Origin of the sequence: Methylobacterium sp. 10 (assembly GCF_000519085.1) — a bacterium.
Classification (GTDB): Bacteria; Pseudomonadota; Alphaproteobacteria; order Rhizobiales; family Beijerinckiaceae; genus Methylobacterium.
In genome coordinates this window covers 3,861,182-3,887,575 of record NZ_KI912577.1, presented here as the reverse complement: position 1 = coordinate 3,887,575, position 26,394 = coordinate 3,861,182, and the positions used below count along the sequence as shown (strand labels likewise).

Annotated in this window: 22 protein-coding genes; 12 read left to right on the top strand and 10 right to left on the bottom strand. The window is 69.5% G+C overall.

All coding sequences use genetic code 11. The features are described 5' to 3' along the window. Positions 1-4: 4 nt before the first annotated feature. The 3 genes from K368_RS0118315 to K368_RS0118305 form a co-directional block, all read right to left on the bottom strand. The gene (locus K368_RS0118315; protein ID WP_027173596.1) at positions 5-3,145 is read right to left on the bottom strand and encodes an efflux RND transporter permease subunit; all 3,141 of its coding nucleotides are present in this window, start codon (positions 3,143-3,145) and stop codon (positions 5-7) included. 12 nt (positions 3,146-3,157) lie between these two features. After that, a complete protein-coding gene (locus tag K368_RS0118310; protein WP_027173595.1) occupies positions 3,158-4,846 on the bottom strand; it encodes an efflux RND transporter periplasmic adaptor subunit in 1,689 nt (562 codons plus the stop codon). A gap of 86 nt (positions 4,847-4,932) precedes the next feature. Continuing rightward, a complete protein-coding gene (locus tag K368_RS0118305) occupies positions 4,933-5,394 on the bottom strand; it encodes a hypothetical protein (RefSeq protein ID WP_027173594.1) in 462 nt (153 codons plus the stop codon). Positions 5,395-5,446: 52 nt separating this feature from the next. On the opposite strand from K368_RS0118305, the gene cobF reads away from it, so the two are divergent. Further along, positions 5,447-6,205, top strand: a complete 759-nt coding sequence (gene cobF / locus K368_RS0118300) for a precorrin-6A synthase (deacetylating) (RefSeq protein ID WP_027173593.1) — start codon at positions 5,447-5,449, stop codon at positions 6,203-6,205. A 15-nt stretch (positions 6,206-6,220) separates the two neighbouring features. On the opposite strand, the gene K368_RS0118295 is transcribed toward cobF, so the two are convergent. After that, positions 6,221-6,799 (bottom strand): PAS domain-containing protein, encoded by a 579-nt coding sequence (locus tag K368_RS0118295; protein WP_027173592.1) that lies wholly within the window; start codon positions 6,797-6,799, stop codon positions 6,221-6,223. A 476-nt stretch (positions 6,800-7,275) separates the two neighbouring features. Between K368_RS0118295 and K368_RS0118290 the strand changes: the two genes are divergently transcribed. From K368_RS0118290 to K368_RS0118250, 9 genes are all read left to right on the top strand, one after another. Further along, a complete protein-coding gene (locus K368_RS0118290) occupies positions 7,276-7,914 on the top strand; it encodes a ParA family protein (protein ID WP_027173591.1) in 639 nt (212 codons plus the stop codon). Further along, positions 7,898-8,203, top strand: a complete 306-nt coding sequence (locus K368_RS0118285) for a ribbon-helix-helix domain-containing protein (RefSeq protein WP_027173590.1) — start codon at positions 7,898-7,900, stop codon at positions 8,201-8,203. Before K368_RS0118290 ends, K368_RS0118285 begins: the two co-directional genes overlap by 17 nt. A 393-nt stretch (positions 8,204-8,596) precedes the next feature. Next, positions 8,597-10,033 carry a septal ring lytic transglycosylase RlpA family protein gene (locus K368_RS0118280; protein WP_027173589.1) on the top strand — a complete coding sequence of 479 codons (1,437 nt, stop codon included), beginning with the start codon at positions 8,597-8,599 and terminating at the stop codon, positions 10,031-10,033. Between the two features lie 195 nt (positions 10,034-10,228). Further along, entirely contained in the window at positions 10,229-11,470 is a 1,242-nt protein-coding gene (locus K368_RS0118275) for a D-alanyl-D-alanine carboxypeptidase family protein (protein WP_027173588.1), read from the top strand. Then, a complete protein-coding gene (tmk, locus tag K368_RS0118270; RefSeq protein WP_027173587.1) occupies positions 11,467-12,171 on the top strand; it encodes a dTMP kinase in 705 nt (234 codons plus the stop codon). Before K368_RS0118275 ends, tmk begins: the two co-directional genes overlap by 4 nt. Further along, positions 12,161-13,225 carry a DNA polymerase III subunit delta' gene (locus tag K368_RS0118265; protein WP_027173586.1) on the top strand — a complete coding sequence of 355 codons (1,065 nt, stop codon included), beginning with the start codon at positions 12,161-12,163 and terminating at the stop codon, positions 13,223-13,225. Before tmk ends, K368_RS0118265 begins: the two co-directional genes overlap by 11 nt. Positions 13,226-13,278: 53 nt before the next feature. Beyond that, positions 13,279-14,904 (top strand): methionine--tRNA ligase, encoded by a 1,626-nt coding sequence (gene metG, locus K368_RS0118260; protein WP_245259615.1) that lies wholly within the window; start codon positions 13,279-13,281, stop codon positions 14,902-14,904. Between the two features lie 41 nt (positions 14,905-14,945). Then, a complete protein-coding gene (locus K368_RS0118255) occupies positions 14,946-15,743 on the top strand; it encodes a TatD family hydrolase (protein WP_027173584.1) in 798 nt (265 codons plus the stop codon). Positions 15,744-15,786: 43 nt separating this feature from the next. After that, entirely contained in the window at positions 15,787-16,590 is an 804-nt protein-coding gene (locus tag K368_RS0118250; protein WP_027173583.1) for an MBL fold metallo-hydrolase, read from the top strand. A gap of 101 nt (positions 16,591-16,691) precedes the next feature. Here the strand turns inward: K368_RS0118250 and K368_RS0118245 are convergent, their stop codons facing one another. The 3 genes from K368_RS0118245 to K368_RS0118235 all read right to left on the bottom strand — a co-directional run bounded on the left by K368_RS0118245 (position 16,692) and on the right by K368_RS0118235 (position 22,145). Next, positions 16,692-17,486, bottom strand: coding sequence for an SGNH/GDSL hydrolase family protein (locus K368_RS0118245; protein ID WP_027173582.1), 795 nt, complete (start codon positions 17,484-17,486; stop codon positions 16,692-16,694). 446 nt (positions 17,487-17,932) lie between these two features. Continuing rightward, a complete protein-coding gene (locus K368_RS0118240; RefSeq protein ID WP_027173581.1) occupies positions 17,933-21,088 on the bottom strand; it encodes an efflux RND transporter permease subunit in 3,156 nt (1,051 codons plus the stop codon). Position 21,089: 1 nt separating this feature from the next. Then, a complete protein-coding gene (locus K368_RS0118235) occupies positions 21,090-22,145 on the bottom strand; it encodes an efflux RND transporter periplasmic adaptor subunit (RefSeq protein WP_036267141.1) in 1,056 nt (351 codons plus the stop codon). Positions 22,146-22,373: 228 nt separating this feature from the next. Between K368_RS0118235 and K368_RS0118230 the strand changes: the two genes are divergently transcribed. Beyond that, positions 22,374-23,327, top strand: a complete 954-nt coding sequence (locus K368_RS0118230; protein WP_027173579.1) for an AlkA N-terminal domain-containing protein — start codon at positions 22,374-22,376, stop codon at positions 23,325-23,327. A 108-nt stretch (positions 23,328-23,435) separates the two neighbouring features. Beyond that, positions 23,436-24,380 carry a DMT family transporter gene (locus tag K368_RS0118225; RefSeq protein ID WP_027173578.1) on the top strand — a complete coding sequence of 315 codons (945 nt, stop codon included), beginning with the start codon at positions 23,436-23,438 and terminating at the stop codon, positions 24,378-24,380. Positions 24,381-24,395: 15 nt separating this feature from the next. On the opposite strand, the gene K368_RS0118220 is transcribed toward K368_RS0118225, so the two are convergent. From K368_RS0118220 to K368_RS0118210, 3 genes are all read right to left on the bottom strand, one after another. Beyond that, complete coding sequence (locus K368_RS0118220) at positions 24,396-24,872, bottom strand: VOC family protein (protein WP_027173577.1); 477 nt, start codon at positions 24,870-24,872, stop codon at positions 24,396-24,398. A gap of 62 nt (positions 24,873-24,934) precedes the next feature. Continuing rightward, on the bottom strand, positions 24,935-25,666 hold the full coding sequence (locus K368_RS0118215; protein ID WP_027173576.1) for a LuxR family transcriptional regulator: 732 nt from the start codon (positions 25,664-25,666) through the stop codon (positions 24,935-24,937). A 130-nt stretch (positions 25,667-25,796) separates the two neighbouring features. Continuing rightward, the gene (locus K368_RS0118210) at positions 25,797-26,240 is read right to left on the bottom strand and encodes a DUF488 domain-containing protein (protein WP_027173575.1); all 444 of its coding nucleotides are present in this window, start codon (positions 26,238-26,240) and stop codon (positions 25,797-25,799) included. Positions 26,241-26,394: the final 154 nt, after the last annotated feature.

The window sequence follows — 26,394 nt, the reverse complement described above, 5'->3', positions numbered from 1 at the left end:
GTCGTCAGAAGGTTGCGGGCGGGGACGGCATGGCCCCCGCCACCGGGGAGTGGGCTTCATCGCCCTGCGCCTCGCGCAGGCGGGCGAAGGCGGGGCGGCCGAAACGCAGCATCAGGACCGGCGTCAGCACGGCATCGAGGAGCGTCGCGCTGATGAGGCCGCCGAAGATCGTCACGGCCACGGGGTGCAGGATCTCCTTGCCCGGCGCAGTTCCGTCGAGGAGCAGCGGCACCAGGGCGATGCCGGCGGCCAGCGCCGTCATCAGCACCGGCACGAGGCGCTCGTTGCTCGCCCGCAGGACCAGGGCGGGCCCGAAGGGGAGACCCTCGCTGAGGCCGAGATTCAGCACGTGGCTGATCTTCAGGATGCCGTTGCGGGCAACGATGCCAGTGAGCGTCACGAAGCCGATCATCGAGGCCACCGAGAGCGGTAGGCCGGCGATGGTGAGGGCGACGACGCTGCCGATGAGGGCAAGCGGCACGTTGCCCATGACGATGAGGGCCAGCACGCCGGAGCGGTAGCGGCTCGCCAGCAGGGCGAAGACCAGGGCGAAGGAGACGAGGCCGAGGAGCCCGATCCGGCGGGTGGCCTCCCCTTGCGCCTCGAACGCACCTTCGAGGCGCGCGCTGATCCCCTCCGGCAGCGTCGTCCGCGCCAGGGCCTGCGCGATGTCGGCGGCGACCTTCGAGCCGTCGGAGCCCGGTACGGTGTTGGCCTGGACCACGATGCGGCGGCGGCCGTTCTCGCGCAGGATCTGGTTGGGCCCGTCCCGCTCGGCGATGTCGGCCAGGGCATGGGCGGGCACCCAGCCCGACGGCGTCTCGATGAGGAGGTCGCGCAGGGCGGCCATGGACCGGCCGCTCTCGGGCAGGCGCAGGACCACGTCGAAGCGGCGCAGGCCGTCCACCAGAGTCGAGACCACGCGGCCGTTGGCGAGGTTCCCCACCGTCTCCACCACCGTGGCGGGGGAGACGCCGTAGAGCGCTGCCTTGGCCGGATCGACCCGTATCTCGATCTGGGGCACGCGCACCTGCCGCTCCACCTGGAGGTCGGCGACGCCGGGAATGCCCGACAAGGTCTCGCGCAGGGATTCGGCGGTGCGGCGCAAGGCGTCGAGATCCTCTCCGAACAGCTTGAGAGCGATCTCGGCCCGGACGCCGGAGAGCATGTGGTCGAGCCGGTGCGAGATCGGCTGGCCGACATTCACCGTGACCGGAAGGACAGAGAGGCGCCCCCTGATGTCGGCGACGATGGCCGAGCGTTCACGCCCGCCGGGCTTCAGGCGAATCTCCAGATCGGTGGAATGGACGCCCTCGGCATGCTCGTCGAGTTCGGCGCGCCCGGTCCGACGCCCGACCTTGTCCACCTCGGGGATGTCGAGGAGCAGACGCTCCGCGATGGCGCCGACGCGGGCGGATTCGGCGAGCGAGATGCCGGGGGTGAAGGTGGTGGTGACCGTGAACGATCCCTCGTTGAAGGTCGGCAGGAAGGCGCGGGGCAAGCGTCCAGCGCCGTAGCCGGCGGCGGCCACCGCGACGATCGCACAGACGATGGCGAGGCGCTGATGGGCGAAGGCCGTCTCCACGAGGCGTCCGTTGGCGCGCTTGAGGCCGCGGATCAGCCGGCTCTCGGGATGGTCGAGGCTCCTGAGGCCGGGAAGCAGCCAGGAGGAGAGGGCGGGCGTCAGGGTCAGCGAGACCACGAGGCTCGACAGGATGGCGATGATGTAGGCTTGGCCCAGGGGCGCGAAGAGCCGGCCCTCGATGCCCGACAGGGCGAAGAGCGGCACGAAGACGAGGCAGATGATGATGGTGGCGTAGACGATACCGGAGCGCACCTCGTTCGAGGCGTCCACGATTACCGCGAAGGACGAGCGGGGCGAGCCCTCCGCCCGGTTGTCGCGCAGGCGCCGCAGGATGTTCTCAACATCGACGACGGCGTCGTCCACCAGCTCTCCGATGGCGATGGCGAGGCCGCCCAGCGTCATCGTGTTGATGGAGAGTCCGAGCAGCGAAAACACCGTGGCGGTGGCGAGGATCGAGACGGGGATGGCGGCGAGCGAGATCAGCGTGGTCCGCACGTTCATCAGGAAGGCGAACAGCACCACGGCCACCACGGCCACGGCCTCGATCAGGACAGTGATCACGTTGCGAAGCGACGTCTCGATGAAATCCGCCTGCCGGAACAGGACGCTGCCGGCCTCGATCCCGTGGGGCAGGGAGGGGCCGATCTCCTTGAGCGCCGCCTCGACCTCGCGGGTCAGGCGCACGGTGTCGATGCCCGGCTGCTTCTCGATGGAGACCACCACGGCGGGCTGGCCCATGAAGCCGCCGTCACCGCGCTTGGGCCGCGCCCCGAAGGCGATGTCGGCGACCTGCCGCAGGTAGACCGGACCGCTTGGCGTCGTGACGACGAGATGGCGCAAATCGTCGAGATCGGTGGTGCGGCCGAGCGCCCGGATCAGGACCTCGCGACCGCCGGCTTCGGAATAGCCGCCGCCGGCATTGCCGCCGTAATTCTGCAAGGCGCGGGCCAGAGCCTCGTCGGTGACGCCGAGCGCCCGCATGGCGGCGGGATTGGGTGCGACCCGGAACTGGCGCACCTCGCCGCCGATGGGGATGACCTGCGCCACGCCCGGGATCGAGAGCAGGCGCGGGCGCAAGGTGAAGTCGGCGGTCTCGCGGACCTGCATCGGGGTCGCGGTCTTCGAGGTGACGGCGACCAGCAGGATGCCGCCCATGATCGAGGAGACCGGCCCCATCTGCGGCACCACGTTGGGCGGCAGTTCCGAGCGCGCGAGCGCCAGCCTCTCGTTGACGAACTGCCGGTCCCGGAACAGGTCCGTGTCCCATTCGAACTCCACCGTGACGATGGACAGGCCGATGCCGGAGACCGAGCGCACCCGGCTGACGCCGGGCAGGCCGTTCATGCGGGTCTCGATCGGGTAGGTCACCCGCTGCTCCACCTCCGTGGGAGCGAAGCCTTCGGCCTCGGTCAGGATCGTGACCGTGGGCCGGTTGAGGTCGGGAAGTACGTCGACGGGCAGGCGCGCGAGGGACAGCGCGCCGGTGAGGACCAGTGCGAAGGCGAGTGCCAGGACGAGCAGGCGGTTGCGCAGGGATTGCGCGACGATGAGGCCGAACATGGGGCTCTCTCCTCAACGGATCTGGTCGAGGAGTTCGGCGCCCTGGACGACCACGCGCCGTCCCGGCTCCAGGCCACCGGCAATGAGCGTGCGGTCGGCGTCGAGGGGATCGGTTCGGACGGCGCGCGCCACGAAGCGCTCCGCGCCGACATGCTCGTAGACGACGCTGCCGCCCTCCGCCCGCAGGATGCCGGAGCGCGGCACCGCGAGGCCGGTCCGCTCCCCCGTCAGGGGGGCGTGGACAGTGACGAACTGGCCGAGCCGCAGGCCGGCCGGATCGCCCGCCACCGCGAATTGCACCGGCACAGCCTGGTTGCGGTCGGCGAGACCGGCGCCGCGATAGGTCAGCGCCATGCTGCGTCCGTCGCCGAGGCGGGCGGTCGCCGCGCCCTCGGGCGCCAGGGCCTCGAAGCTCAGAGCCTCGACCCAGAGTTTCGCCGGATCGACGATGCGGAAGACGACGGTGCCGGGGGCGGCCATGGCGCCCGCCGTGGCGCTCGTCTCGGCGATGACCCCGTCCACGGGTGCGACCAGGGACTCCGGCGAGCCGCGGACCGCGTCGAGGGCGGCGCGGCGGTCCTTCAGCCCGTCGCGCTCGGAGCGGGCATCGTCGAGCTGGGTCTGGGCCACGGCGCCGGTCCCCGCCAGCCGCTCGAACCGGACCACCCGCCGGTCGAGGATCGCGATCTGCTGGTCGAGCTCGCCCTGGCGCTGGCGCATGTCGGAGACGTCCACCGCCTGGACCGGAGGGGTGACGGTGGCGAGCACCTCGCCGCGCGTCACGCGCGTTCCAAGGCGCGGGAAGCCGTTCGCCGGAGGGGCCAGACGGCCGCCCACGGAGGATTGCACCACGCCGCTGGCATTGGGATCGGCGATGACCCGGCCGGGCAGGGTCACGGTGCGGGCCACACTCTCCGTCGCCGTCACGGCGGTGCGCAGGACGAGGAGCCGCTGCAGGGATTTGGGCACGAAGATGGACCCGTCGCCCAGACGCCTCGCCCGGTCGGCGCCACCAGCGGGCGGGCTCGCCACCATCCCACCCTCGGCCGGCGCGGCATCGTGGCCTTCATGGGCGAGGGCGGCGCTGCCCAGCACAATCGTCGCCGTGACCGCCAAGACGACGACGATGGGAATCGTCCGCCGACGCCGGAACAGGACGACGACGCCGAGGCCGAGGAGGAACCCCCCGGCGGCGGTGACGGAGGGCGGCTGGTGCTTCAAGCGATCGGCCAGGGAGGCGCCCACCGATGCCTCGGGCGTCGCCGCGACGGCTTTGGCGGCCGGCAGGTCGAGATCGAGGGAGAGGATGTCGGTACTGCCCTCCGCCGTCACCGCGACGAGGAGATCGTGGTGCTCCGCGTCCTCCAGCCAGGGCGCCGAAAGCCGGTAGGTGCCATCGGCCTGGATTTCGGCCTTCCTGCGCCCGTCCGGCGTCGAGAGGGCGAGGGTGGCGTCGGCGACCGGCGCGTTGGTCTCGAATGCGTCGAGATAGAAGACGAGGTCGTGCCCCTGCACGGTGGCGACGAGTTCGTAGCGCTCCGACTTCGCTTCCGCCCGCGGAGCGGCCGCGGTGACGGGCAGGAGCGGCGCCTCGTCGCCGTGGGAATGTCCCTCATGGGACAGGGCCGTGCCGGACAAGGCCGCCCAGGCGATGGCGCACGCCGCGACGAGGCGCAGGGCTGCCGGAAAAACGATGGACATGATGGGAGAACCTCGACGCCGATGAAGCAGGGACGGCTTTTCACACGGCGCCGGCAGGCAGCCGGGCGTGGAACGCCGTCGTTACATCAGGCGAAGGGTCTCGGTGGTTCGGACGGAGAATCCGGGGCGACGTCCGTGCGGGCGGACATGGCGCCCACGGGAATGGGACCGGTCAAGCCGGGTGCGGATGCAGCATCACCATCGGCCGGCGCCAAGCCGATCGCGCAGCAGCAGGCGGCACTGCAGGGGCCGGTGCAGCAGGGACCGGCACAGCCGAAATGGGGCTCGGCCCGCAGGACGGACACCACCGCATGAATGCCGGGAGCGACGACATCCGCCCGGACCGCCAGCGCGTCGAAGGAGACCGAAGCCTCAACCCGCTCGACAGGAGCGCCGCCATCGTGCCCATGGCCCGTATGGGCGCTCGCGGGCGACGACATGCCGAAGCCGGCGATCGCGAGGATCACCGTCATCAGCCAGAGCGCGAGGCTCCGGTCCAGATTGCGCCGGATGGGTTTCATGTCGGTGCCGAGCGTAGCATAGGGCATGCGCCCGCGACAGGGCCGATCGCCGGCGATCGTAACTCGGGAGGCTAAACGCGTGAGACAGATCCTCGTGATCGGCATAGGCACCGGCAATCCGGAGCACGTCACGATCCAGGCGATCCGCGCCTTGAACACGGTGGATGTGGTCTTCGTCCTCGACAAGGGAGGGGAGAAAGCCGACCTCGTCGCCCTGCGCCGGGAGATCTGCGAGCGCTACATCGAGGACCGCCCTTACCGCATCGTCGAGGCGCAGGACCCGGAGCGCGACCGCAATCCGGCGAATTACGGCGTCGCCGTGGACGATTGGCACGGTGCCCGCGCGGCCCTCTACGAGGCGATGATCGCGCGAGAACTCCCCGAGGACGGCACCGGCGCCTTCCTGGTCTGGGGCGATCCCTCGCTCTACGACAGCACCCTGCGGATCATCGACCGGATCGTGGCGCGGGGGCGCCTCGCCTTCGACCATCGGGTGATTCCCGGCATCACCAGCGTCCAGGCCCTGGCGGCGAGCCACCGCATCGCCCTCAACCGCATCGGTGCGCCCGTTGAGATCACCACCGGACGCCAGATCGCCGGGGGACTGTCTGCGGAGGCCGACACCACCGTGGTGATGCTCGACGGCGACCCGACCTTCGCCCATCTCGACCCGGACCTGACGATCTATTGGGGTGCCTATCTCGGGAGCGGCGACGAGATCATCCTCTCGGGCCGCCTCGCCGACGTCGCCGGCGAGATCCGACGCGTGCGAGCCGAGGCGAGGGCACGCCACGGCTGGATCATGGACACCTACCTCCTGCGCAGGCCAGCTGATTAGGCCAGATCCTCGCCCTCAGTGATTGCGCGGTCGCTCGCCCTTCTCGAGATGGCCGGCCAGGGTGAAGGCGATTTCCTGCATCAAGTCATTGAGAAGGGCCGTGAGTCTCGGCTGGTGGAGGTCGGACGCGAGGTCGTATAGGGCGATGGCGTGTTCGGCCATGCGGTTGGCTGCCTGCTCGGCCCGTTGCCCGGGCCGGTGGAGGGGCACCCCGTCCTCGGTGCGATCGATGGCGATGCCGAGGCCTCTCGTCCGCCCGGCGGATTCGCCCCGGTCGATCCGTCCGCGCAGGCCGAGCCGGCGTTCGCCTCGAACCGTTCGGAACGCGATCTCGAACAGGCCGCCCGCTTCGCTGGCGGCATGCAGGGCGTTCTCCACGCGAAGCCGGTCCTCGGCGAGGATCGTCGCAAGGAAGGCGTCGAGACCCACGCCCGACGCTTCCGGAGCGAGACCGAGCACGTCCGCGAAAGAGTCCGAGACGGCGATCCGGCCGGCCCAGACGTCGTGGGACCAGACGCCCACGACGCCAGACGCATCAAGCGCGGCCAGGATGCCGTCCGTGTCGCCGGTGAGAAGGCTCGTGCGCGCAGGCATGGATCTCCTGGGCCGCCGGGGCGGATCGCTGAGGATGAAAGGTGTCACCGCGGATCGACACGAGGCGGGGATCGCACTTGCATCGAATTTACCTGAAGTTGATAATTCGCCGTCGGACCACGGAAGCAGACGCAACTTAACCGCTGAATTGCACGATTGGAAGGGTAAGACACGCCCTGCGGGAAGTTTGGGCAACCTCAGATTGATGGAAGGCCCTGGGGTTGAACGCGTGCGGGATCATCCATCGTGGCCCCGATCCGCGGTTCACGGCACCCGCCGATACCAGGCCGCGCTCTTAACCACTGGTTAACCATGACGGGCGAAAACCGGGATCAGGGCATCCTGGTGTCACGGGACGACGGCTGCGAGCCCGACCGGTGACGATCCGAGGCAGGGAATTCCGTCGGCTTCCGAGCCGAAGGATTACCCCGGCACGGCAGGACGCGACATCTTTAGGACGCGAGAAGGGCTCCCGTATGAAAGCCATCACCTTCGTCACCCAGAAGGGGGGGAGTGGGAAGAGCACGCTGTGCATCTCCCTGGCCGTCGCGGCGCAGGAGCGCGGCCTGTCGGTCTGCATTTTGGAAATGGATCGTCAGGCGACGATCAGCGACTGGCTCGACCACCGCACGGCGGACGGTCCGGAAGTCGCGCAGATCGATGCGTCGCAGATCGAGGCCGTCATGGCCCAGCTGCGCGAATCCTCCTACGATTACGTCTTCATCGATACCCCGGGCGTGGATTCCACCGGCACGCTCTCGGCGATCCGTGCGGCCGATCTCTGCATCATCCCCTGCCGACCCACCCCGGCCGACCTGCGCGCGTTCAAGCCGACCCTGGCCGCCATTTACCGCCTGGAGAAGAAGTTCGCCTTCGTGCTGAACCAGACCCCGCCGCGCTCCTACCGGATCCGCGACGCGGCCGACGGCCTCGCCGTGCTGGGCATCCTGCCGGACGTCAATATCGTCGCGCGCACCGATCACCAGGACGCGATCGGTGTCGGTCAGGGCGTCACCGAATTCAACCCCAAGGGCCAGGCCGCCGGCGAAGTGCGCAGGCTCTGGACGTGGATCGAGAAGAGGATGCAGGTCGTCAAGCATGCCAAAGCCGCCTAGGCCGAGCCTCGCCTCCATCGTTGCGGGAGCCGCTTCCCCAGCCAGGAGCGCCGACATCGTCCAGCTCGATACGGGCCACGTACCGGTCCGCAAGACCCCGAGCACCCTGAAGGAGCGCGCCCGACAGATGTCGGTCTACCTGGAGCCGCCGGTCTACGACCAGCTCCGCGACCTCGCTCATACCGAGCGCACCAAGATGCACGCGCTCATGCTCGAAGCCCTCGACCTCCTGTTCAAACAGCGGGGCACCATGCCGATTGAGCGGCTGAACGAGACGAACCACCGCTGAGGCCTCTCTCCTGTCGATATTGATCGTCGACAGGAGAAAACCACGCCCGAGCAGCGACTTGCAGGTTGTTTCTTACTTGACGTATCCGCCCGCGACATCGTCGCCCGATGGGTCAAAGGATGCATCCGGAGCAGGATATCCACATCCCCTAAACCATGATTTCTACCAGCTTCACAATTGGATAGAGATGGCCTCTCATTCAATGGATGAGAGATGGGCGGCGAATCAAGGCCCCATCCGCGGCGTTCAGGTTTCCTTTACGTCAACCCGACAATTGTCTGTGCAATCGAAGCCCGTTCTTTCGGGACGGTCTTCGACAGCCGGGCCGGATCGCTCTTCCGTTCCTCGGCCCTGTATGGCGTTTCGAGAGCGTAGAGTGCTGGGCGGTTCGGTATGGCGCGTTCGACGAAGGCCGGATCGGCTCCAACGGCGGGCGTACCGCTGCTGCGCCTCCTCGCCGTGTCCGTGGTGGCACTGACCACCGCAAATTGCGCGCAGAACACCCAGAAACTCGCCGGCCCGGCCGGCTCTTCCGGATCGTCCTACGATCCGAAATACGGCGTGAAGGCCAGCCCGCGCCTCTATAACGAGGGCGACACGATTCCGAAGGGCGGCGGCCGCCGCTTCTCGGGAAAGCCCTACGTGGTAGCGGGCCGTACCTACGTGCCCCGCGACGACGCCAAGGGCTATGTCCGCGATGGCTTGGCATCCTGGTACGGCAGTGCGTTCCACGGCCGGATGACGGCTAATGGCGAGGTGTTCGACCGCCATTCCATCGCAGCCGCTCACCCGACCCTGCCGCTGCCGAGCTATGTGCGGGTGACCAACCTCGCCAACCGCCATTCGATGATTGTGCGCGTCAACGATCGCGGCCCCTATCACGCCAACCGCCTCATGGACGTCTCGGAGGAGGTGGCCCAGGCCCTCGAATTCCACCGCAGCGGCACCGCGAAGGTGCGGGTGGAGTATGTCGGCAAGGCGTCCACCGCGGGCAGTGACGACCGCAAGCTGATGGCGACCCTGCGCACCGACGGCGCACCCGCCCGCGTCGGCGGCAGCTCGCCGGTGATGATGGCCGATCTCGGTCCCGATGCCGAGCCGGAGCGTCTGTCCCGCGCGCAACGTCCCGCTTTGGCCTTCAAGCCTGCGGCCGACGAGGACGATGCCGCCCCCGCGCCGCGTCCCGTCCGGCCCGCGCCGGTCCTGGTGGCGGGCGGCTCCAGCGTTGCCGTGCCGGCGGCCCTGCAGCCCACCGCGTCCCGGTCGCACGGGTTCCGGCCGACCATGCCGGATCGCCCGGCTCCTGCCATGCAGATGGCCCATGCCGGACCGAATGCCGGGCCGAAGACGAAGGGGTCCGTACCGCCGCCCCCGGCACCGACGCGCCTCGCCTCGAGCGCCGGCCCCGCCCATGCCCAGGCATCGAAGCATGGTGCCCCGTCGCCCAAGGAGGCGAAGACACTCCAGGCCAAGCTGGGCACCTCCGCTCCCGGGATGAAACTCGCCCAGTCGCCGGCTCCGGCGGTACCGCAGAAGACGACCGCCGCCCCCGCTTCCTCGCGCGGCCAGATCGTGAAGACCGCGAGCGCCACGGCCCCGGCACGCTCGGCGACGGGCCATGCCGCGGTGGCGAACCTGCGCCCGGCCCCGCTGCCCTCGGGCCCGCTGGGAACGGCCAAGGCCAGCGTCGCCAAGCTCTCCGTGCCCCCGGCCGGTTCCCAGGTCGCCGGCGCCCAGGCCGGGCGCGGCAAGTCGCCCGCCCCGGTCGCCACCGCCGCTGCGGCGAAGCCCGTCCAGGCGCGCCGCTCGCGCATCGCCGAGGTGAACTGATCGCGGTTGGTGGAGACCGGCGACTGTGTCTCGACGAAGCTGACGGTCCCGCGGCGTCATGTCGTCCACCGCGCTGCGATATCATCGCCAAAGTTGCGTTCGATTTCGTTGGGAATCCCCTGTATCATCTCGCACGGGCGAGAACGGACCGGGCTCTTCAGCCAAGCCTCGGGGCCGATGGGCATGAGGCGAACGATGCGTGCGACGACGAACCGGACGAATCTGGCTGCGGGATTTCGGGCCGGACTGGCCGGCTTGAGCCTGTCGGCGATCGGTTGGTTCGCCGCCATCCCCGCCCTTGCCCAGAGCTTCCAGACGGCCGCCCCCCACGCCATCCTGATCGACGCGGATTCGGGCTCCGTCCTGTTCGAGAAGGCGGCCGACGAGCCGTTCTCGCCGGCCAGCATGGCCAAGCTGATGACCACGGAGATCGTGTTCAACGAGATCCGGCAGGGCCGGCTCAGCATGGACAGCGAATTCCAGATCACAGAGGACGCCTGGCGCCGGGGCGGCGCCGGGGGAGGCGGCTCCTCGATGTTCGCCCAGCTCAACAGCCGCATCAAGCTGTCGGATCTGCTGCGCGGCCTGATCGTGCAATCGGGCAACGACGCGGCCATCGCCATCGGCGAGGGCATCGCCGGCTCGGAGGAGAATTTCGGCCGGATGATGACGGCGCGGGCCAAGGAAATCGGCCTGACGCGCTCCACCTTCCGCAACGCCACCGGCTATTCCGCGCCGGACCAGAAGGTCACCGCGCGCGACCTCGCCAAGCTGGCGATCCACATCATCGACACCTATCCCGACCTGTACAAGATCTTCGCCGAGCGCGAGTTCACCTGGAACAAGATCAAGCAGCAGAACCGTAATCCGCTCCTCACCCTCGATATCGGCGCCGATGGGCTCAAGACGGGATATCTCGAGGAGTCGGGCTACGGCCTCACCGGCTCGGCGGTGCAGAACGGCCAGCGCCTCATCATGGTGGTGAGCGGCCTCAAGACGGCGCGCGACCGCGCTGCCGAATCGCGCAAGCTGGTGGAATGGGGTTTTCGCGCCTTCGAGCCGCGCCAGATCTTCGCCAGCGGCGAGACCGTGGCCGACGCCTCCGTCTTCGGCGGGGCGCAGGGCAGCGTTCCCCTGGTGGCCAAGAAGCCGGTCCGGGTGCTCCTGCCCCGGGGCAATGGCGACCGCATCAGCGCCCGCGTCGTCTATCAGGGTCCGCTGACCGCGCCGGTGGAGCAGGGCCGGGAGGTCGGCCGCCTGCGCATCACCCGTGGCGACACCCAGGCCCTCGACCTGCCGGTCTATGCCGGGGAGGACGTACCGGCCGGCACGATCCCGCAGCGCGCCCTCGACGGGGCCTGGGAGGTCGGGACCGGCCTGTTCCGGCGCGCCTTCGACAAGGTTGGCGCGGGTGACAAGGACGGCGCCAAATCGTGATCGGCCGAAGTGGGAAGCGGGTCGGGCAGGGCGGAGCGTTCATCACGTTCGAGGGCGGGGAGGGGGCCGGGAAATCGACCCAGATCGCCCGTCTTGCAGCGCGCCTGCGCGGCGCGCCCTCCGCCCCGGTGGTGACGACGCGCGAGCCCGGCGGCTCGGCCAAGGCCGAGGCGATCCGTGAGGCGCTGCTGGCCGGCACGGTGAAGCGGCACGGTCCCTTCGCCGAGGCGCTGCTGTTCTCCGCCGCCCGCATCGACCATCTCGACACGCTGATCCGCCCGGCCCTCGCCCGCGGCGAGACCGTCCTGTGCGACCGCTTCTCGGATTCGACCCGTGCCTATCAGGGGGCGGCGGGCGGCCTCGACCCCGCTCTGCTCTCGACCCTGGAGCGGGTCGTCGTCGGGGACACGAAGCCCGACCTCACCCTGATCCTCGACCTCGACCCCGCCGTCGGCCTTGCCAGAGCGAAGGCCCGTGCCGGGGAGGGGGAGGCGGCCGACCGGTTCGAGGCCGAGGCGCTCGGCTTCCACACCCGCCTGCGGCAGGCCTTTCTCGCCATCGCGGCGGCGGAACCGGAGCGCTGTGTCGTCATCGATGCCGGCCTCTCCCTCGATGCGGTGGAAGAGGCGATCGCAGCCGTCCTCGCTGCCCGCCTGCCCGGCCTTCTCTCCGGCCCGGAGGCCGCCGACGATGCGGCCTGAACGCGCTCCCGAAGACGTCGAGCCCGGCGATCTCGCCGACATCCCCCGCCCGCGCGAGCAGGCCGGCCTCGTCGGCCATGCGGAGGCGGAGGCCGCCTTCATCGAGGGGATCGCCTCTGGCCGCCTGCACCATGCCTGGCTCATCGGCGGCCCGCGCGGCATCGGCAAGGCGACCCTGGCCTACCGGGTAGCGCGCTGGCTTATCGCCAACCCGCGCACCGGACGCGTCCCGGACACCCTGGCCGTCGATCCCACACATTCGGCGGCCCGGCAGGTGGCGGCCCTGTCGCATCCCAACCTCGTGGCCCTGCGCCGGACCCGGCCGCACAATGCCAAGACGCTCGCGACCAAGATCTCCGTGGATGCCGCCCGCCACGCCCTCGACCTGTTCGGCTCGACGGCGGGCAACGACGGCTATCGCATCTGCATCGTCGACAGCGCAGAGGACCTCAACGCCAACAGCGCCAATGCCCTCCTCAAGATGGTGGAGGAGCCCCCGCCGCGCTGCCTGTTCCTCATCGTCAGCCACGCGCCGGGCCGGCTGCTCCCGACGATCCGCTCGCGCTGCCGCGCCCTCAACCTGCGCCCCCTGGGGGAGGGGGAGGTGGCTCGGGTGCTGGAGGGCTTCCCTCCCCCCTTCGTGCGGCCCGAACCGGAGGCCTTGGCCCGCGCCGCCGCCCTCTCCGAGGGTTCGGTGGCGCAGGGCTTCGCCATGCTCGACCCGGCTACGTCCGGCCTCGTCGGCGAGATGGAGACCCTGCTGTCGCGCCTCGACCATCCAGACTGGCGCCGCATCCTGGCGCTCGCCGAAAAGCTCTCGGGCCGGGACGCGGACGAGCATTTCGCCGCGAGCCTCGACACGGTGTTCCGCTTCGTCTCGTCGGAGCTGAACCGCCGCCGCCACGAGCCGCCGGCTCGCCTTGCGGCCCTGGTGGAGGTGTGTGACAAGATCGCCCGCGCCGCCCGGGAGGCCGCGACCTACAATCTCGACAGGCGGCCGCTGATCCTCTCGCTGTTCGGCGACCTCGCGGGGGCCGTGCGCGCCGGGGCATGAGCAGGCTCGTCCTGTGATCCGATGAACCGCGTATCCGAGGGTATTTCGACGCGATGGCCAACGAGTCAGGGCCCAGCCCATCCATTGCCAAGACTTCCGGTTCCGAAATCGAGACTACCGGTTCCGATGCCAAGACCTTCGGCATCAGCACGGCGATCTCCTATCCCAACGGCGCGCCGCATATCGGCCACGCCTACGAGGTGATCGCCACGGACGCGATCGCGCGCTTCAAGCGCCTCGACGGCTACGAGGTGCTGTTCTCCACCGGCACCGACGAGCACGGGCTCAAGATCCAGCAGACCGCATCCAAGGCCGGCATCGGCCCGAAGGCGCTGGTCGACGACATGGCGGCGCGCTTCAAGGCCATGGCCGAGGCTTTGAACTGTTCCCACGACCGCTTCATCCGCACCACGGAGCCGGACCATTACGCCGCCGCCCAGGAACTCTGGCGGCGCATGGAGGCCAACGGCGACATCTACCTGTCGAAATACGCAGGTTGGTACTCGGTGCGCGACGAAGCCTATTATAACGAGGACGAAACCGAGACCGCCCCCGACGGGACGCGCCGCGCGCGGGAGACCGGCACGGCCGTGACCTGGATGGAGGAGGAGAATTTTCTCTTCCGTCTCTCCGCCTATCAGGATCGGCTGCTCGCTCTCTACGAGGCCCAGCCCGACTTCATCGGCCCCGAGACACGGCGCAACGAGGTGGCGAGCTTCGTCCGCTCCGGCCTCAAGGACCTCTCCGTCAGCCGGACCAATTTCGACTGGGGCGTGCCGGTGCCGGGCCATCCCGACCACGTCATGTATGTGTGGGTCGACGCGCTGACGAACTACCTCACGGTGACGGGCTTCCCCGACGAGGCCGATCCTCGCAAAAAATTCTGGCCGATGGACCTGCACGTCATCGGCAAGGACATCGTGCGCTTCCACGCGGTCTACTGGCCGGCCTTCCTGATGTCGGCGGGCCTGCCACTCCCGAAGCGCGTCTTCGGCCATGGCTTCCTGCTCTCCAAGGGCGAGAAGATGTCGAAATCGCTCGGCAACGTCGTCGATCCGATGGACCTCATTGCGACCTACGGGGTCGATGCGCTGCGCCAGTTCGTCCTGCGCGAAGTGCCCTTCGGCGGCGACGGCAATTACAGCCACGAGGCCATCATCACCCGCTACACGGCGGATCTCTCCAACGGGCTCGGCAACCTCGCCCAGCGCTCGCTCTCGATGATCGCCAAGAATTGCGGCGGCCTCGTCCCCGAGCACGGCGATTTCACGGAGGATGACCGGGCACTCCTGGCGCTCGCCGACGCCCTGCCGGGCTCGGTGCGGGTAGCGATGGACAAGCTCGCCCTTCACACGGCGCTCGCCGACATCTGGGCCGTGGTGACGGCCTCCGACCGCTATTTCGACGCGCAGAAGCCCTGGGTCCTGCGCAAGACCGACCCGGCCCGCATGGCCGCCTCCCTCTACGTGGTGGCCGAGACCCTGCGCGCCATCGGCATCCTGGTGCAGCCCTTCATGCCGGAAGCGGGGGCCAAGCTCCTCGACCTCCTGGCCGTGCCCGCCGACCGGCGGAACCTCGCCAATATCGGGGAGGGGGACAGGCTGGTGCCGGGCACCGCGCTCCCCGCGCCGAGCGGGCTGTTCCCGCGCTTCGTCGAGCCGGAGACTCCCGCCGCCTGAGGCGGGGTCCGCAGCGTCACCGAGAATCCCGAGTTTTGTCCATGCTGGTCGACAGCCACTGCCATCTCGACTTCCCCAACTTCGCCGAGGATCTTCCCGGCGTGATCGCCCGCGCCCAGGCGGCGGGCGTGACGGGGATGCTGACCATCTCGACGCGGGTAGCCAAGGCACGGGTCTACGAGGCCCTGTCCGAGGCTCATCCGCAGATCTGGCACACGGTGGGGACCCATCCGAACGGGGCAGGGGACGAGCCCGACGTGCCCACGGAGGAGATCGTCGCCCTCACCCGCCATCCGCGCTGCATCGGCATCGGCGAGGCGGGGCTCGACTACCATTACGAGGACGCCGCCCCGGAAGCGGTGCAGGATCGGGTGTTCCGCCGGCATATCGCGGCCGCCCGCGAGACCGGCCTTCCCCTCGTCATCCATGCCCGCGATGCCGACGCGGAGATGGAATCGGTGCTCGTCGACGAGATGAAGCGCGGGGCCTTCAAGGCGGTCCTGCACTGCTTCTCCTCGGGCCGGCGCCTGGCCGAGGTCGGAATCGAACTCGGCCTGTCCATCTCGTTCTCGGGCATCGTCACCTTCCGGCGCTCGCACGAGTTGCGCGACATCGCCCTCGCCGTGCCCCGCGACCGCATCCTGGTGGAGACCGACGCGCCGTTCCTGGCGCCCGAGCCGCATCGCGGACGCAGCAACGAGCCGGCCTATACCGCCGACACCGCCCGCTCACTGGCCAAGACCCTGGACATGGAGTTCGAGGCCTTCGCGAGCCTGACGACGGCCAATTTCCACCGCCTGTTCGACAAGGCGACTCCATCCGGCGGCCAGGGGGCGTGACAGGCGCCCGCCCCTTTCGATACCAACGAACCGGGAGGTGCGGATGGGTTCTCTGACGCTGACGATTCTCGGCTGCGGCTCGTCCGGCGGCGTTCCCCGCGTGGGCTACGGCTGGGGCGCCTGCGATCCGGCCGATGCCAGGAACCGGCGGCGGCGCTGCTCGATCCTCGTGGAGCGGCGAGGGGAGGCGGGCGACACCAGCCTCCTCGTGGACACCTCGCCCGATCTGCGCGAGCAATTGCTGTCGGCGGGGGTGAGCCGCCTCGACGCGGTACTGTACACCCATGCCCATGCCGACCACACCCACGGCATCGACGACGTGCGGCCGCTCGTGATCCACATGCACCGGCGCATCCCGGTCTATGCCGACGCCGAGACGCGGGCTCTGCTCACGATGCGCTTCGGCTATTGCTTCGAGACGCCGCCCGGCAGCGCCTACCCGCCGATCCTCGACATGAACGATCTCGTGGCGGGCGAGCCGGTCACGATCCCGGGCGAGGGCGGTACGATCGAGGCGGTTGCCTTCGGCATGGAGCACGGTGCCGAGTCCGCCCACGGCTTCCGCTTCGGGCCGGCAGCCTATGCGCCCGACGTGAGCCTGATGCCGGAGGCGGCCAAAGCGCGGCTCAACGGCCTCGATCTCCTCATCATCGACGCCCTGCGCGACACCCCTCACCCGACCCATTACTCGGTCTCGGATGCGCTCGCGCTCATCGAGGAGGTGCGCCCGCGCCGCGCGATCCTCACCAATCTCCACACCGATCTCGACTACACCACGCTCGCGGCCAAGCTGCCGCCGGGGGTGGTGCCGGCCTATGACGGGCTGTCGGTGAGCGTGGATCTCTGACGCATCGTCCCGAAGACCGGGAAGCGGGTTTCGAACGAGAGCCGGGGCGACGCCGGCCCTTTGTCGGGGAGGGCAGCCCGCGAGCCCCCGCAGAACCGTCTTCAGTTGTTGCGCAAGGGGTCGGCCGGGATGAGGCCGGCATTGACCAGGATCTGCGCCGTGGCGGCCTCCGCGAGGCGGTCGTAGCCCGCATCGGTCATGTGCAGCCCGTCGGGGCCGATCATCTGGTTCAGCGAAAGCAATCCGCTGGCGGCCCAGTTCCGCATCAGGGCATTGCGCCGGATCACCGGCACATCGAGCTCGGCGGCCAGGGCATGGAGTGCCTCGCCGTAGCGCTCGGCGCCGTTGGTGGTGCTCAGGCGGCGGCACCATTGCTGATCCATCAGGATCACGTCCGAGCCGGCGGCCCGCATGGCGACGATGCCCTGGCGCGTGAGTTCGGTGAAGCGTTCCACCGTGACGCCCGTCATCGGGTCGTTGCTACCGGTCTGCCAGATCACGAGGTCGGGCCGCGCGTTGAGCACGTCGCGATCGAGGCGCCGGGCCATGGCCTCGGCATCGTCGCCGCCCTTGCCCCGGTTGAGCACCGTCACCGTGGAGTGTTTCGCGCCGGCGTGGTCCAGGCGTCGCTGCAGGTCATCCTGGAGCTGGGCCGGGTAGGCGGCGGAGGGCGAGGAGGCGCCCGACCCCTCCGTGGAGGAGGAGCCGAAGGCGACGATACGGATATCCGACCCCGTCTTCACCAGGGCCGCGACGTGGGAGAGCTTGGCCATCGCCCGGGCGGGAATCGCGGGCTTCATCAGCACGGGATCCGCCCATGCCGGGCCGCCGAGGCCGAGGGCCGCGAGGGCTAGGCCTAGGATCGGGGCGGCATAGGGCTTCAGCAGGGTCAGCATCGTATCCGCTTCGAATGGACCGGATCGCGCGGTTATCGGGACCGCTTCCGCGTCGGGATGACGTAGACACGTGGTTTGAGATCGGATTGTGACGATCGCCCCCGAAACTGGCGGATCGCTTAAGGAAGGTGGTGAGCGAGGCATGAACCGTCGCATCCATCGGGGATACTTGATGGAATGGTGAATTCCAAGCGCATGACCGACGACCCTGCGCTTCGCTCGGAGGAGCGTCACTCCATCGGAGCGAAGCCTGGACAGGGCAGGGTCGAACACCGATTCGCTTGGTAGATCGGGCGCGCCGATATGGTTAACGCCATTAACCATATCGCGGCCGCTCCAACCGAATGTTCCATAATATATCTTATGCGAATGGCAGATTTGGGTGCGGAACGGGCCTCGATCGCCATCCTGGGCAGCGCCGGCCGACGACGGGATCCGGCCCTTGCCTAGGGTGCCCGCAACGTATCCGGCGCCCTGCCCTCGCCGGTGGAGAACCGGCCGTAGCGCAGGGCCAGGGTCGGCAGGATCAGGAGGTTCAGGACCGTCGAGGTCACAAGGCCGCCGAGGATGACGATGGCCATCGGGCCCTCGATCTCGCGGCCGGGCTCGCCGGCTCCCAGCGCCAGGGGCAGCAGGCCGAGGCCGGTGACGAGGGAGGTCATCAAGATCGGCACAAGGCGGTCGGCGGCGCCCTCCACCGCCGTGTCGCGATCCCATGCCCGGCCCTCGGCGGCGACGAGATGCTCGTAATGCGAGATCATCATGATGGTGTTGCGGAGCGAGATGCCGAACAGGGTGACGAAGCCGACGATGGAGCCCAACGACAGCACGGCGCCGGTGGCGAAGACCGCGAGCACGCCGCCGACGAAGGCGAAGGGCAGGTTGACCAGGACCAGCATGAGGTTGCGCGCGCTGCCGGTGACCACGGCGAGCAGCAGCACGATGCCGAGGCCCGCGAGCCCGGAGAACAGCAGCAGGTCGCGCTTAGCCCGCGCCTGGGCCTCGGCCGATCCTGCAAAGCTCACATAGACGCCCGTTGGCAACGCCACCTCCTTGGCGATCTTGCGCCGGGCGGCTTCGACGAAGGAGGCGACATCGCGCCCCGTGACGTTAGCGGTGATGACCTGGACGCGCTGGGCGCCCTGATGCTGGACCTGGTAGCGCCCCGAGGTCTCGTAGATGTCCGCCACCTGGGCGAGGCGGATGAAACGGCCGTTCGAGGAGCGCAAGGGGAGGTCGCCTACAGCACTGAGGCGCCCCCTCGCCCCGGAATCGAGGATGACGAGGACGTTGAAGACTGCATTGCCCTCATAGGTCTGGCCCACCACGTCGCCCTGATAGGCGGTGCGCACCACCTCCATCACCTCCACCGCCGAGAGGCCCCAATGGCGCAGGTCGTTGGGCCGGAGACCGACGTTGATCTGCGGCAATCCTGCGGGCGACGCCTGCTGGATGTCGGTCGCGCCGCGCACTTCGGCGAGTTCGCGAGCGATGTCGCGGGCCGCCGCCTCGATCCGGGCGAGGTCGTTGCCGAAGACGTTGACGACGACGGGTGCGGTGTAGCCCGAGACAGTCTCCTCAATGCGCTCGGTGAGGAAGGTCTTGAGCGAGAAGGCGGCACCGGGAAACCCTGCCATCAGGGCGCGGATATCGGCCTCGGCCCTGCCCTGCCCGGCACCGTCCAGCCCCTGGTCGAGGTCGATATGGATCTCGCTGTAATGGGTGCCGGCGGTGTCCTGGCCGGCCTCGGCGCGGCCGATCTGCGAGGCGACGGCGCGGATGCCGGGGATCTTCAGGAGTTCGGCGGTGATGCGGCCGCCGAGCCGCATGGATTCCCCAAGCGACGTTCCCGGAGCCGCAGCCATGTGCAGGATCAGGTGGCCCTCCTTGAGGTCGGGCAGGAAGGTACTGCCGAAGAACGGCGTCGCGGCGGCGCCCGCCAGGGTCACCAGGATGCCGCAGGCGATGACGATGCGCGGTGCGCGGTTGATCCGCTGAAGGAGGCGGGTGTAGCCGCCCCGCGACCAGCGCATCACCGGCGGATCGCGCATATCCGTCTCGCGCCGCCCGGTGAGGAGCATCATCGACAGAGCGGGGGTGACGGTGAGCGCCACGGCGAGCGAGGCCACCACGGCGAGGATGTAGGCGAGGGCGAGGGGGGCGAACAGCTTGCCGGCGATGCCCGACAGGACCAGCACCGGCAGGAACACCAGCAGCACGGCGAAGGTCGCGTAGGCGACCGCGGTGCGGACTTCCAGGATGGCGTCGAAGACCACCCTCCCCTCCGGGACGGGCACAGTCAGGCGCCGGTTCTCGCGCAGGCGCCGCACCACGTTCTCGACGCCGATGACCGCGTCGTCCACCACCTCGCCGATGGCGATGGCGAGGCCGCCCAGCGTCATGGTGTTGAGGCTCTCGCCCATGGCCTGGAGCGCCACCACGGCGGCGATGAGCGAGAGCGGGATCGCCACCGACGAAATCACGCAGGTGCGCCAATCGTAGAGGAAGGCGAACAGCACCACGACCACGAGGATGCCGCCGAGTCCCAGCGCCTGGAGCACGTTGGCATTGGCGATGGTGATGAAGTTCGCCGGCCGGAACAGGTCCGCGCGCAACGCGACGCCTTCCCGGTCGAGGGCGGGGCGCAGGTCTTCCAGGGCCGCTTCCGCGCGGGCGGTGACCTCGCGGGTGTTGGCGCCGTATTGCGCGCCGACCATGAGGAGCACGCCGCGCTTGCCATCCACCAGGGCGGCGCTGATCGGCGGCTCGCCGGCGGCGACCACGGTGGCGACATCGCCGAGGGTCACGCTCGCCCCACCCTCGTTGATGAGGACCGTGCGGGCCAGTTCCTCCGGGGTGAGCGACTGTCCCGCCGTCTGGAGGGTGACGCGCTGGTTGATCGTGTCGACGAAGCCGGCCCCGCGCACGCCGGTGGCCTTGCGGGCGGCGGCGAGCACGTCGTTCATGCCGATATTGTAGCGGATCAGATCCGCCGGGCGGATCTGGACCTGGAGCGAGCGCACGGCGCCGCCATAGACCGAGACTTGGGCGACGCCCGGCACGGCCAGCAGCCGGAGGCGCACGGTCCAGTCGGCGACGGTACGCAGGTCGAGGTCGGAGCGCCGTCCCGAGGTCAATCCGACGAGGAGCACGGTGCTGGTGGCCGAGGTGAGCGCCGTCATCGCCGGAGGCAGCACGCCCTGGGGCAGGCGGCCGGCGAGGGCCGTGAGCCGCTCGGTGACGAGTTGCCGGACGCGGTAGACGTCGCTGCCGGTGCCGAAGGTGACGGTGATGACCGACAGGCCCTGGATCGAGCTCGAGCGCAGGGATTCGATCCCCGGCAAGCCGTTCACCGCCACCTCGATCGGCTGGGTAACCAGCACCTCCACCTGTTCGGGGTTGAGGCCCGGCGCCTCGGTCTGGACGACCACGGAGGGCGGCGCGAATTCGGGGAACACGTCGTATTTGGCATCCGCCAGCACGAAGACGCCGTAGCCGGCGAGCGCGAGACTGAGCGCCAGGACGATGCCGCGAAAGCGCACCGCGAAGGCGACGAGCGCCGCCTGGGGGCCGCTCGGAGGGGCGTTCGGAACGTCGCTCACGTCAATCGTCGTCCACGCCGCCGGAGACGGAGAGCAGGCTCTTCATCTCCTCGGACAGCAGCGCCTGCGCGCCCGTCAGCACGATCTCGGTCCCGTCGGGCAGGTCCTCCACCACATAGGCATCCGCCGACATCGGCGGGTCGGCCTTGAGCGCGTGGCGGGCATAGGCGTTGGGCGCCACGGCACGGTAGATCCAGGTGCCCCCCTGCCAATGCACCACCGCATCCTCGGGCACGCTGATGCCGGTGACGGTCCGGTCGGAGGCGAGGAAGGCGAGCATGCTCATGCCGGGCAGGAAGCCGCTATCGCCCGGCACGGTGTAGAAGTAGCTGAGGCCCTGGATGCGCTGGTCGGTGCGGGTGGCCGGCGAGACGTAGCGCAACGCGATCCGCGCGCTCTGCGGCGGCACTTCGGCGAAGGCGGCAGCGGGTTGGCCCTTGATGCTCTCGCCCGGCGGCAGGGTCACCTGAACCAGAAAGTCGACGCGTTCGATCAGCCGGGTGATGGCGGGCGAGCGCTCGACGATGGCCCGGCCGATCACCGGCCCCCATTCCTGCTGCGCGGTGGCGGACAGGGTGCGGACCTGGGATTCCGCCGCCGCCAGCGAGGCCTGGTCGGTCTGGAACGTGCCCTCGGTGGTCTCGACCTGAACCGTGGTGGCGTAGGGACCAAGATTCCTGGCGCGCTGGAACGCGTTGCGCGAGACCTCGACGCGGGCCTGGGCGGTCTGGAGCTGCGCCTTGGCGCTGGCGTAGGAATTGGTGAGGTCGGTGACCCTGGCGACGTCGAGGACGCTGCCATAGGCCTGGAGTTCCTCGCGGTGGGGGGCGAAGGGCAGCACCTGTGTCGCGATGCCGAGACGCTCGCGCTCTTCCGGCTTGAGCCGGACGACGGTGCGGCCGTCCTCGATTGCGGTGCGCTGGGCTGGAAGATGGCGCGGGGCCGGGGGCCCGGGTGCGACCCGCTCGCGCAGTTCGGCGATGAGGGCCGTGCCGGCCTCGCTCAGCGCGAAGGCGGCGAGGCCGGCCACTGCGCCCGCGAGGAGGAGAACACGCACCCACGACACCAGAACCGCCCTCCCCGGCCTCGCGGTCGATGCACCGCGTCGTACCCTGTGAACGGATACAGCGTCGCCCGGCAGCCCGATACGGGCGATGCCGGATTATCCCGCCCTCCCTCCCTGCCTCCTGTCTTGCCTCCCGTCCTGCCTCGCAACGTTGCGCCGGCCCGCGCGTGGTTTCGCGATTCTCGCGGCCATGGGATGGTGAGGCGGCCGGAGAACGTCGTGACCCACATCATCCCGCTGCCCTACAGGCCGCCCTACGATTGGCCCGCGATCCTGGCCTATCTCGGCGGCCGGGCCATTCCTGGTGTCGAGGTGGTGACGACGGATGCCTATGCCCGGACCGTCTTCCTCGGCGGCCGTCCCGGCACGATCGCGGTAGCGCCGGGGCAGGGCGACGCCCTCGTCGCCACGGTCGATCATCCCGATCCGGCGATTCTGCCAGACGTTCCCGCCCGGCTGAGGCCGATGTTCGATTGCGATGCCGACCCGGCCGTCATCGCGGCGGCGCTCTCGCGCGACCCCGACCTCGCCCCCCTTGTGGCCGAACGGCCGGGCCTGCGGGTTCCGGGCGCCTGGGACGGATTCGAGATCGCGGTGCGCGCCATTCTCGGACAACAGGTCTCGGTGAATGCGGCGACCCGCCTCGCCGGCCGTCTGGTCTCCGCCTTCGGCGAACCGGTACTGCCGGAACGCGGCGCGGTGGGGCTCACCCATCTGTTCCCAACGCCGGATCGCCTGCTCGACGCCGACATCGCCGCGACGCTGGGCATGCCGGGGGCACGCGGCAGGGCGATCGGCACCCTCGCCGCGGAGGCGCATGCGAATCCCGATCTGTTCGCCAGAGGACGCGGCCTCGATCCGGCGGTGGCCGCCCTCAGGGCGATGCGCGGAATCGGCGAGTGGACGGCGCAGTACGTCGCCCTCAGGGCGCTTCGCGAACCGGATGCACTTCCGGCAGCCGACCTTGCCCTGCTCCGGTCTCTCGATACCGGCGCCGGCCGTCCGACACCGGCGCAACTGCTGGTGCGGGCCGAGGCCTGGCGCCCGTGGCGGGCCTATGCCGCGGTGCATCTCTGGACGAGCGATGCGGCGCGGATCGCGGCCGTCCCGCCTGCCGCAAAGCCCGCCGCAAAGCTCCGCCTTCCCCGGCCCGCGTCGGGACACGGCCCGTGAGTGCAGCCCTGCTTCCGACGGGCTTGCTCAGCCCGTCATGGGCGGGACAGAAGGGGCGGCGGCGCCGCAAGCGAAGACACATCTCCGAGCAAAGCCCCCGAAGGGATCATGACCTCTCCGTCCGCCTCCCCCGGCCCGGCCGTCGAGACCCGCGGCGCCACGGCCGCCTACCCGCTCCTCCTGTTCACGACCCTGCTGTGGGGCGGCAACGTGGTCGCCGGCAAATGGGCCGTGGGCGAGGTCTCGCCCCAGGTGCTCACCTGCCTGCGATGGGCCTTCGCCTGCCTCGCGCTGGCCTGGCCGGCCTGGCGCGGGATCGTGGCCGAGCGCCACCTGATCGCGCGCCACTGGCGCTACATCCTGCTGATGGGAGCCTGCGGCTACACCGCCTATGCGAGCCTGTTCTACGCCGCGGGCATCTACACCACCGGCGTGAACGTTGCCCTGTTCCAGGGGGCGATCCCGGTCCTCGTCATCCTGCTGAACTACGTCGTGCACCGTGTCGCCGTCACCGGGGCGCAGGTCCTCGGCGTCGTCATCACCCTTGGCGGCGCGGGCGTCGCGGCGACCCACGGCGACTGGCACATCCTGTCGACGCTGTCCTTCAATGTCGGCGACATGCTGATGCTCGGGGCCTGCCTGCTCTATGCCGGCTACACCGTCGCCCTCGCCGACCGGCCGAAAATGTCCGGCCTGACCTTCTTCTCGGCGATGGCGCTGGCGGCCCTCGTGACCTCCCTGCCCGCCCTCGCCCTCGAGCAGGCCGCCGGACGCCTGATCTGGCCGACGCCGCAGGGCTGGGCCATCGTCGCCTTCGTGGCGCTCGGACCGTCCCTCATCGCCCAGCTCTCGTTCATGCGGGGCGTCGAACTGATCGGCCCGAACCGGGCGGGGGTGTTCGTGAACCTCGTGCCGATCTTCGGCTCGGGCCTCGCCATCCTCGTCGTCGGCGAGCCCTTCCAATGGTACCAGGCCGCGGCTTTGGCCCTCGTGCTCGGTGGCATCGTCATCGCCGAGCGCTTCGGCCGCCGCGCACGCCCGGGCGGCGGCTGAGACGGGACGGCCGGTTCAGCCGGCGGCCGCGCGTTCGAGCGCGGCGATGTCGAGCTTGATCATGTCCTGCATGGCGGAGAAGACGCGGCGCGACACGGCCGGATCGGGATCGGCGAGCAGCCGGGGGAGGATCGTGGGCACGATCTGCCAGGGCACGCCCCACCTGTCCCGGAGCCAGCCGCACATGATCTCGGCCCCTCCATCCGCGATGAGCGCCGCCCACAACCGGTCGACCTCGTCCTGGTCGGCGCAGGCCACCGAGATGGAAGCGGCCATTCCGTAATCGGCCCGTCCGCCTCCGTTCAGGGCCTGAAAGCCCTGTCCGCCGAGGGTGAAGGCCACCAGGAGCGCATCGCCCGCCTCCCCGCCCGGCCAGGGCCCCGGCGAGTGCTGGACGTGGTCGATCCGCGAATCGGGGACGAGGGAGACGTAGAGGCCGACGGCCGCCTCGATGTCCTTACCCAACCACAGGCAAGTGCTGACCTTGGGCATCGTCGACTCCTCCCGCGAGACCTGACTCGGCTGAGGATATCAACGATCCGGTCCCGATCCCATCAGATGATGAGCCCCCGCCGCAGGGCGATGGCGACGGCCTGGGTGCGGTTGGCGGTGCCGAGCTTGGCGCGGGCGGAGCGCAGGTGGAAATCGACGCCGTGGGTCGAGATGCCCATGACCTCGCCGATCTCCCAGTCGGTCTTGCCTTCGGCCGCCCATTGCAGCGCCTCGCGCTCGCGCGGGGCGAGGCGCGCCGTGGCCGCCGGGCTCTGGCCGTTCAACAGCAGCAGGTGGCCGAATGCGTAGGTGGCGGCCAGCTGGAGCATGCCCCTGTCCGCCGGATCGATGGCGAGACGCTCGCCCGAAACACTGAACCCGGCGGTCTCGCCGTCGAGAGTCATCAAAGGAATGGTCAGACCGTCGCGCAGGCCGAAATCCGTCGCCTCGTCCATTACCCTGCGCGCCAGCGGATCGTCGGCATGCTCATCGGTGGCGTCGCTCCATGCGAAGGGCGCGGTGGAGTGGCCGAGGCGCCGCACCGTGGGGTCGTGGAAGGCATAGCCGCGCGTCAGGTAACGCCGGCCCCATTCCATCGGGAAGGTATTGAGGAGAACGTGGCCGCGCTGCTGTCGGACGGGCGCACCACGGGCAGGCACGGTGGCCGCCATGATGTGGGCGACGCCGAGATCCGCCAGTTCCGCCATCAGAAGCCGGGCAACGTCCTCGCCGCTGGCCGTCCGGTCGAGGGAGCGGAGGAAGCCGAGGGTCTGATCGAGGGATTTGCGCGTCACACGCATACTGCCAGGCGAGTCCGATCACGTTTTCATGATCATGGGCATGAGAACGACCTAACTCTAGATTGTCAACGCATTCCCTTGGGTAGGATCGATTTTGCGCGCACGGGTATCCTGAGGGGGGTCGTCAGCCGAACAGGTCGACGGTCCTGAAACCGGCCGCTTCCAGCCGCTCGGCCAGGACTCGGCGATGGCACCGTTCCGGATCGCGCTCGAAGCAGAGGAGACAGGTAGGCGCCCGCGCGGCGAGCTCGCACAGGGCATCGAGGGCGAGGCCGCCATCGGCGGTATCGAGCACCTCCTCGCAGTAGATCCGGCGCATCAGCGCCGGATCATGGGCCCGGGCGGCCTCCCGCCCGGCCTTGGGCGTGCCGAGCTCCCGCGCATGCGCATAGACGAGACCCGCCTCCTCCAGGCTCGTCCTCAGGGCGTTCTTGGAGAAGCCTCGCTTGCGTGAGTTCGCCACCGCGCGAACGTCGGCCAGGGTCGTGACGCCGGCATCCTTCAGAGTCGCAACGAAACGCTCGGAATCGAGCCCTTCGTAGCCGATGGTGAACAAAACCTTGTCCAGTCTCCCCTCCCCTCGAAACGTCAGACCGGCTCGTGACTTAGCGTCGGGTGCCGGCCTGCGGCCAAAGCGCCGGAATGCACCCTATGTGGCTCGCAGGCAACGACTTCCGGAATTCCGCCGCATTACCGTCAAAGCTCTGTTAACCGCGCAGGGG